The organism is Bradyrhizobium sp. AUGA SZCCT0169 (assembly GCF_018130085.1).
Lineage (GTDB): Bacteria > Pseudomonadota > Alphaproteobacteria > Rhizobiales > Xanthobacteraceae > Bradyrhizobium.
In genome coordinates this window covers 105,026-113,797 of record NZ_JAFCMC010000020.1, presented here as the reverse complement: position 1 = coordinate 113,797, position 8,772 = coordinate 105,026, and the positions used below count along the sequence as shown (strand labels likewise).

The 8,772-nt window shown below is 63.0% G+C and carries 5 protein-coding genes and 1 pseudogene; 5 read left to right on the top strand and 1 reads right to left on the bottom strand.

The annotated features are described in order from the left end of the window. Positions 1-467: 467 nt before the first annotated feature. The 3 genes and pseudogenes from JQ609_RS22130 to JQ609_RS22120 all read left to right on the top strand — a co-directional run bounded on the left by JQ609_RS22130 (position 468) and on the right by JQ609_RS22120 (position 3,502). Positions 468-1,709 (top strand): cytochrome P450, encoded by a 1,242-nt coding sequence (locus JQ609_RS22130; protein WP_212274951.1) that lies wholly within the window; start codon positions 468-470, stop codon positions 1,707-1,709. A 301-nt stretch (positions 1,710-2,010) separates the two neighbouring features. Beyond that, positions 2,011-2,655 (top strand): annotated as a pseudogene (locus tag JQ609_RS22125) (dihydroxy-acid dehydratase); the annotation flags it as partial. After that, the gene (locus tag JQ609_RS22120) at positions 2,642-3,502 is read left to right on the top strand and encodes a tetratricopeptide repeat protein (protein ID WP_212274949.1); all 861 of its coding nucleotides are present in this window, start codon (positions 2,642-2,644) and stop codon (positions 3,500-3,502) included. The pseudogene JQ609_RS22125 and the gene JQ609_RS22120, both read left to right, overlap by 14 nt. A gap of 49 nt (positions 3,503-3,551) precedes the next feature. On the opposite strand, the gene xth is transcribed toward JQ609_RS22120, so the two are convergent. Continuing rightward, positions 3,552-4,343, bottom strand: coding sequence for an exodeoxyribonuclease III (gene xth / locus JQ609_RS22115; RefSeq protein WP_212274948.1), 792 nt, complete (start codon positions 4,341-4,343; stop codon positions 3,552-3,554). 155 nt (positions 4,344-4,498) lie between these two features. Here xth and JQ609_RS22110 point away from each other — a divergent pair, with 155 nt between their 5' ends. Together JQ609_RS22110 and JQ609_RS22105 are read left to right on the top strand one after the other, a co-directional pair. After that, complete coding sequence (locus JQ609_RS22110; protein ID WP_212210505.1) at positions 4,499-5,629, top strand: efflux RND transporter periplasmic adaptor subunit; 1,131 nt, start codon at positions 4,499-4,501, stop codon at positions 5,627-5,629. A gap of 3 nt (positions 5,630-5,632) precedes the next feature. Continuing rightward, entirely contained in the window at positions 5,633-8,761 is a 3,129-nt protein-coding gene (locus tag JQ609_RS22105; RefSeq protein WP_212210503.1) for an efflux RND transporter permease subunit, read from the top strand. Positions 8,762-8,772: the final 11 nt, after the last annotated feature.

Below are 8,772 nucleotides of genomic sequence, written 5' to 3'. Positions count from 1 at the left end.
GAGATCACGGCATAAGCCGTAAAGCCATTGCGCAGGGAAGGCCGGGTGTTCTCCGCTGCCCTGTATGCTCGTGTGCAGCATTTCTTGTGCTAACCGCACACGGGACCGCGGGTGCAGCGCGCGCCCGGTCTTCCCTGCGCCCTCATTTTCGAGGGTAAGGAAATTTCTGGCAAAGCTCGGGCGCATCGCGTCGCGGGAATGCGAAGCCACGTTTGGATGATGGTCGCACAACAAACACCGCCGTCGTCCCGGCCTTGAGCCGGGACCCATAAGCCGCGGCCCATCAATTGGAACGCTGGGGTTAGAGACCTACTGCGACAACTCCCGCCGCGGAGTATGAGTCCTCCGATGCGCAATTGCGCATCTGTGCTCAAGGCCGGGACGACGAGTTATAGCTGTTGCCCGATCTGGAATTCTCTCGCCACGAACGCATATAGAACTCCCGGCATTCGTCGAAGGAACCGCGCATGAGTTTACAGGCCGACTTCACCAGCCAGGAGTTCTTTCGCGATCCCGCCACTGCGATCGAGAAGCTGCGCACCATCGGGCCGGTGGTGGAAGTGCGCTTTCCGATCATCGGCAAGGTGTGGGCCACGACCACGCAAGCGCTCGCCGATCAGGTGCTGAAGGATACCGGGACCTTCACCATCCGCCGGGAGGACGGCAACGTCGCCGGGCTGCAATGGTGGATGCCGGGCATCGTGCGCACGCTCGCCAACAGCATGCTGTCGATGGACGAGCCCGACCACAAGCGGCTGCGCGACATCGTCGACGAAGCGTTCCGCCGCCGTGCCGTGCTCGACATGGAGCCGCATATCCAGGCGATCGGCGACCAGCTTGCCGATGAACTGTTCGCCGATGGCAGTCCCGCCGATCTCGTCGAGCGCTTTGCGCGCCGGCTGCCGCTGTCGGTGATTTGCGAACTGCTCGGGCTGCCGCTCGCCGACCGCGCCAAATTCACCGCCTGGGCCAGCGGCTTTACCCGCTTCACCGGTGCGCTCGGCTTTCTCGGCATGATGCCGAAGATTTTTGCCATGCGGCGCTATGTCGAGCAGCATCTGGAAACCGTTCGCCGGCAAGGCGGGCAGGGGTTGATCGCCGAGATCGTGCGCGTCGAAAAGGACGGCGGGAAGATCAGCCGCGAGGAGATCGTGTCGATGGTGTTCCTGCTGCTGTTCGCCGGCCACGAGACCACGACGCATCTGATCAGCGGATCGGCGTTCGAGCTTCTGAAGAATCCCGGACAGCGCCACTGGCTGCGTGAGGATGAAAGCCGGCTCGATCTGGCGGTCGAGGAATTTCTGCGCTTCATCACGCCGGTGCAATTCACCAAGCCGCGCTATGTGCGCCGGGATGTCGATCTCGGCGGCGTGCAGGTGAGGAAGGGCGAAAAGGTCATGGCGATGCTCGCCGCCGCCAACATGGACCCGCAGGCCAATCCGCATCCCGAGCGGCTCGACCTGCAGCGCAGGCCCAACCGCCACATCGCGTTTGGCACCGGAATCCATTTTTGCCTCGGCCATCAGCTGGCGCGGATCGAAGGCCGATGTGCGCTCAAATCGCTGTTGCGGCGCTGGCCCGACCTGGCGCTGGCGGCCGATCCATCCGAAATCAAATGGCGCAAGCGGCCTGGCCTGCGCGCGATCGACCGGTTGCCGGTTGTGACGATCAGGCAAACACGCAGTCCGGGTGGCGCCAAGCAAGGGTAGCGCGAATTTTGTTCCACAGCCTGTGCGAGTTGTGCCGTCGATCGTTGCCCACTTGCCACGATTGTTGCGTGGCCGCAACAGTTCCTGAACATTTAACCGTCAAAGCAGCCAGCTATTGCCTGCGCCGCTTTTTAGCCACACCCCTGCATGAAATCATGCCTTCATAGGCTGATGGCCACAGCGCTCGCGAAGACGAGACGGCTGGGGAAACAGGTTCGCGATGAACGCAGGGACCAACATCAAGAACAGGCTGCCGAGCTGTCACGTGACGGCGGGTCCCTCGTGCGCGCCGCAAGCCTATGCCGCCGTCGTCGCGGCTTCCCGCGACGCGAGCAATGCTGCACCGCACCCGTCGGGGATCGCCACCGATCAACGCAGCATCAAATTCAATTTGGTCGAGGCGGCCGAAATCTTGGCGGGGGAAATCTTCAAAAAGACTCCGTATGCCGCGGGTTTGCAGCCGGGCGGCCGTGATGTTGCCAAAGACATACAGGAAATTGGGAGCATATCGCTTCTGATGAAGACGCTGCTCGACAATGGCCACCTGCGCGGGAATTGCCTTACCGCCTCGGGCCGGACGATCGCCGAAAACCTCAAGAGCGTAAAGGTGATGGCCGTCACCGGCGTTGTCGTCGGCCCAAATGATAATTTTGCGCAGGAAGGTGCGGTCGTGAAGGTCGCGGGCATGTCGAAGCCGAAATTTCCAGGTTCTGAATTTCCAGGTTCTGTCCGCGGCTTGGACCGCGAGGAGGCCGCCGCGGCGAGTCTTAACGTAAAGTTGACCGGCGCCGACGCCCCTGAACATGAGACCAAACGGCAGTCCCGAGCGACTAACTTCAAATCGGCTGCGCTGTGGAAGGACGCCCAAAGGATCGGGCAGGCGATGGGTGGCGCTGTTTCCCACCCAGACGGTGCGCACGAGAAACAGTGTTATGCGGACATCTAGGCGTATCATTCTTGCGTTGATGTTAGGGGCCGCACCGGTGGCAGGCTCCGGATTCGCGTTCGATGGTGCGCCGGTAAATCCCAAAGATGCCGCTCTTCCCGTGGTTTCCCAGCCCGCTGCCCAGGCATTGAACGCTCAGGCCTTGGGTATTCCGGGCCAGAAAAAGGCGATTCCGCCGGCAACCGCGGCGGCTGCCGCGACCGCGCCATCGCTGACCTCCCTGCAATACGCCGCCGAAGGCGGTCATCCCGTGGCCCAGTGGAAGCTCGGCCGGATGTATGCCAACGGCGATGGCGTCACCCAGGACGACCTGCGGGCGTTCGAATATTTCAGCCGCATTGCCAACCAGCATGCCGAGGATAGCCCGTCGGCGCCTCAGGCGACGATTGTGGCCAACGCGTTCGTGGCGCTGGGCCGGTATTACCTCAACGGCATTCCCAATTCGAAGGTCAAGGTCGACCGGGAGCGGGCGCGGGAGATGTTCTCCTATGCCGCGTCCTATTTCGGCAATGCAGATGCCCAGTACGACCTGGCGCGGCTCTACCTGAAGACCCCCGACGCCTCGCGGGAAGATTTCCGCTATGGCGCCCGCTGGCTTGGTCTGGCCGCCCAGAAAGGCCAGCATCAGGCGCAGGCGCTGCTCGGCCAGATGCTGTTCAACGGCGACCGGCTGCCGCCGCAGCGCGCGCGGGGGCTGATGTGGCTGACCTTGGCGAGCGAGAGTGCGACGCCGGACGAGGTCTGGATCAAGGAAAGCTACACCCGGGCGATGTCGAAAGCCTCCGGCGACGACCGCGCCATGGCGCTGCAGATGCTCGAGCACTGGGTGCAGGGCCGCCGGGACTGATTCCCGCCGCAGCTTGGTTGCTGCCGCGGCTTGAGCGGCGCTTATTCGCTTAGGCGGTTTCGAGATCGAAATCTGCCCAGACCGGGACATGGTCCGACGGCTTTTCCCAGGTCCGCACGTAGCTGTCGATGCCGACATTGGTGAGCCGGTCGCTGGCCTGCGGCGACAGCAGCAAATGGTCGATCCGCAAGCCCCAGTTCTTCTGCCAGGCACCGGCCTGATAGTCCCAGAAGGTGTACTGGCCGGGCGCGTCGTTCACGGCGCGCAGTGCGTCCGTCAGTCCGAGCCCGAGCAGCGATTGGAAGGATTCGCGGGTTGCCGGGCGGAACAGCGCGTCATTGGCCCAGGCGGCGGGATTGTAGACGTCCCCTGCTGCCGGGATGACGTTGAAGTCGCCCGCCAGGATCAGCGGCTCCTCCGCTTTAAGTCGTTCTCTGGAATACTCAAGAAGCCGCGACATCCATTTGAGTTTATAGGGATATTTATCTGAATCCGCAGGATTGCCATTGGGCAGATAAAGGCAGGCGATGCGCAGCACGCCCTTCTTCAGGGGAATCACGCCTTCCAGGAACCTTGCATGGGCGTCCTCGTCGTCGCCGGCGAGGCCGGATTTGGTTTCCTCGAACGGCAGCTTCGACAGCAGCGCAACGCCATTGAAGGTCTTCTGTCCGTGGGTGACGACGTTGTAGCCGAGCGCCTCGATCTCGAGCCGCGGAAAGGCTTCATCGATGCATTTGATTTCCTGCAGGCAGACGACGTCAGGCGCGCAGTCCTTCAGCCAGGTCAGGAGATGGTCGATCCGCTGCCGGACCGAATTGACGTTCCACGTAGCAATACGCATTGCAAATGACCGGATTGTAACAACACATTTTCGTCCAGTGGCATACCATGTGCTGCGAGGCTGTGATAACTATCTAGAAATAAGGCGTAAAAGTCGCCGTCAAGGGGCCGGGAGCAGCTGTCCCGTCCTTTGCGGGCCGACGGACGTGAAAAATTATGAAAAAGCGTAACTGGATACTTGTTGCCGGCATTATCGGCATCGTCGCCGTCGCGGCCTACACAACCCGCTCGTCGTGGATGGGGAGCAACGCCAGCGCGCAGGGGCCGCAGCGTCCGCGCATGGTCTCGGTCGAACTGGCGAAGGCGGAACGCAAGTCCGTGCCCGTCGATGTCGACGCCAACGGAACGGTTACGCCGATCTCCAGCGTGGCGTTGAAGTCGCGGCTGGAAACCACCATCCTGTCGGTCCATTTCCAGGACGGCGCCAAGGTCAACGAAGGCGACTTGCTGTTCACGCTCGATGCGCGCCAGATCGATGCCCAGATCGAGCAGGCTGAGGGAGTTTTGGCGAAGGATCGCGCCCAGCTGGAAGGCGCGCTGCGCGATGTCCGGCGGTTCAGCGAACTGATCGGGAAGGGCGCGACCACGCAGGTCAATCTAGACAACGCCAAGACGACGGCCGACATCCTGGCCGGAACCATCAAGTCCGACCAGGCGTCGCTGGACAATCTCAAGGTCCAGAAAAGCTACACCACGATCCGCGCGCCGTTTTCGGGCCGGATCAGCGTGGCCAATGTGAAAGTTGGAAACTTCGTCCGTCCCGCCGATACCGCGCCGCTCGCCGTCATCAACCAGATGGCGCCGGTCTACGTGACCTTCGCGGTTCCGCAGCGCGTGCTGGTGGATTTGCGGGAGTCGATGGCGAAAGGGGTATCCGGGGTGACGGCGACCATCCCGGGCCATCAGCGCTCCGAGACCGGCAAGGTCGCGATGGTCGAGAATACGGTGGATGCCACCACGGGCATGGTCACCGTGCGCGGCATCATGAGCAACGAGAACGAGACCTTGTGGCCGGGCACCCTGGTCGCGACCAGGCTGACGATCCGCAGCGAAGATGCGATCGTGGTGCCGACCGTCGCCGTGCAGCGCAGCCAGACCGGCAATTTCGTCTTCGTCGTCAAGGACGGCACAGCCAAGGTCCAACCGGTCACGGTCGATCGCACCTCGCAGGGCATGTCGGTGATCTCGGAAGGGCTCGCGGGCGACGAGAGCGTGGTGGTCGACGGACAATTGCTGCTGTCGGACGGAACCCGGGTCGAGCCGCGGACAAAGAAGGCGGGGGCGTAGCCGATGACGCTTTCGGAGCTCTGCATCCGCCGGCCGGTCATGACGACGCTGATCACGGCGTCGATCATTGCATTCGGCATCTTCGGCTTCCGCCTGCTGCCGGTATCGGCGCTGCCGCGGGTCGACTTCCCGACCATCGCCGTGACCGCAACCTTGCCGGGCGCGAGCGCGGAGACGATGGCATCATCTGTGGCCGGCGTCATCGAGCGCCAGCTCTCGACCATCGCCGGCATCTCCTCGATGTCGTCGAATTCCTCGCAGGGCACCAGCTCGATCACGATCCAGTTCGATCTCAACCGCAACATCGATTCCGCCGCGCTCGACGTGCAGACGGCGCTGACGATCGCGCAACGCCGGTTGCCGATCGAGATGAGAATCCCGCCGAGTTTCCGCAAGGTGAACCCGGCCGATTTCGCGATCCTGTTCGTGGTGCTCGGTTCACCCACGCTGCCGCTGTCGGCGGTCAACGAATATGGCGAAATCACCATCGGCCAGACTTTGTCGCAGATACCGGGCGTCGCGCAGGTCAGCGTCTACGGCGCGCAGAAGTTCGCCGTTCGCGTCCAGGCCGATCCGGAAGCCGCCGCGGCGCGTGGATTGTCGCTCGAAGACATCCGTTCCGCGGTTTCGGCCGCCAATTCGTCGACCCCGGTCGGCACGTTGAACGGACCGAAGCAGGACGTGGCCCTGCAGGCCTCCGGCCAGATGGACAAGGCGGCCGACTACAGCAAGATCGTGGTGGCCTGGCGCAACGGTTCGCCGGTCAAGCTCGATGAGGTCGCAAAGATCTACGACAGCGTCGAGAACGAGCGGATCGCAACCTGGCTGAACGACGAGCGCTCGATCGTGCTCGGCATCCAGAAACAGCCGGACGCCAACACGGTGGCGGTGGTCGATGGCATCCTGGCCAAATTGCCGGTGCTGCGGGCGCAGATCCCGCCATCGGTGTCGATCAACGTGCTGATGGATCGCTCGGTATCCATTCGTCAGGCGGTGGCCGACGTCGAGGAGACGCTGCTGATCGCGATCGGGCTGGTCATCCTCGTCATCTTCCTGTTCCTGCGCTCGGCGTCCGCGACCTTCATTCCGGCGCTGGCGGTTCCGATCTCGCTGTTCGGCACCTGCGCGGTGATGTATGCGCTCGACTATTCGATCAACAACATGACGCTGCTGGCGCTGACCCTGTCGGTCGGGTTCGTGGTCGACGACGCCATCGTCATGCTCGAAAACATCGTCCGCCACATCGAGCGCGGGATGCGGCCGTTTGAGGCCGCTCTGAAGGGCGCGCGCGAGATCGGCTTCACGATCATCTCGATCACTTTCTCGTTGATCGCCGTGTTCATCCCGGTGCTGCTGATGGGTGGTATCGTCGGCCGGGTGTTCCGCGAATTCGCGGTGACGGTATCGGTTGCGATCATCGTGTCGGGATTCGTCTCGCTGACCTTGACACCGATGCTGTGCGCGCGCGTGTTGCGGGCGCACGACCCGAACAAGAAGCCGAATATCGTGCTTCGCGCTTTCGAGGCGATGTTCGAATCCTGGCTGCGTGCCTATGAATGGACGCTCGACTGGGTGCTGGCGCGCAAGGCGCTGATGCTGGCCGTGACGCTGGCGACGCTCGGCGGCACCGTCTACCTCTACATGATCGTGCCGAAGGGATTCTTTCCGCAGGAGGACACCGGCTTCCTGATCGGCGTGACCGAGGCTGCGACCGATACGTCCTTCGATGCGATGAAGGAGCGGCAGCAGGCGCTGGTCGCCGTGCTGAGAGGCGATCCCGCGGTCGAATACATCAACTCCACCGTCGGTGCCGGCGGACCGAACGCGACGGCGAATTACGGGCGCCTGTTCATCGCGCTGAAGCCGAAAAAGGAACGCGACAACCTCACGACGATCATCGGGCGGCTCCGGACCAAGGCCCGCCAGATTCCAGGCATGCAGGCGTTCTTCCAGCCGATCCAGAACCTCAATATCGGCGGGCGGATCTCCAAGAGCCAGTACCAGTATGTGATGCAGAGCGGCGACACCGACTCGCTGTACCGGCTGGCGCCGGAGATGCGCGACAAGATCGAGAAGGTGCCGGGACTGCTCGACGTCACCACCGATCTCTACATCAAGAACCCGCAGATGACGGTCGATATCGACCGCGAGAAGGCCGCCGTTTACGGCGTCACCGTCGATCAGGTTCGCAACCAGCTCTACAACGCCTACGGCTCGCGCCAGGTCGGCACCATCTACATGCCGTCGAACGACTACCAGATTATCCTGGAAGTGCAGCCGCAGTTCCGGGTCGATCCGTCCGATCTGTCCAAGCTCTACATGAAGACCCAGAACAACCAGACCATTCCGCTGTCAGCGGTGGCGAAGCTGGTTCCGACGGTGGGGCCGCTGCAAATCAACCACCAGGCGCAGCAGCCGGCGGTGACGATCTCGTTCAACCTCGCGCCCGGCTATTCGCTGGGCCATGCGGTCGACCAGATCACCACGCTCGAGCAGAGCTCCAACCTGCCGGCAACCATCGCCACCGGCTTCTCCGGCACGGCGCAGGTGTTCCAGGATTCGCTGCGCGGGCAGGGCGTCCTGATCCTCGCCGCCGTGTTCGCGGCCTTCGTCATCCTCGGCATCCTCTACGAGAGCTTCATCCACCCGATCACCATCATCTCCGGCCTGCCGTCGGCCGGCATCGGCGCGATCCTGACCCTGATGCTGTTCGGAATGGAGATGTCCGTCATCGCGATGATCGGCATCGTGATGCTGGTCGGCATAGTCAAGAAGAACGCCATCATGATGGTCGACTTCGCGCTGGAGCGGCGCAGCGTCGGCCTCAGCGCCGAGCATGCGATCCGGGAAGCCGCGCTGCTGCGTTTCCGCCCGATCATGATGACGACGTTCGCCGCGATCTTCGGCACGCTGCCGATCGCGCTCGGCGCCGGCGCCGGCGCCGAACTGCGCCAGCCACTTGGCGTCGCCGTGGTCGGCGGTCTGTGCCTGTCGCAACTGCTGACGCTGTACATTACCCCCGTGATCTACATCTATCTCGACCGTCTCGACCGCCGCCTGAAGCGCCGGCTCGAACCGCAGCTCGAAGAAACCGGCGACGAGAAGCGGCCGCACGTGGTCGCGGCCGAGTAATGATCCCGGCG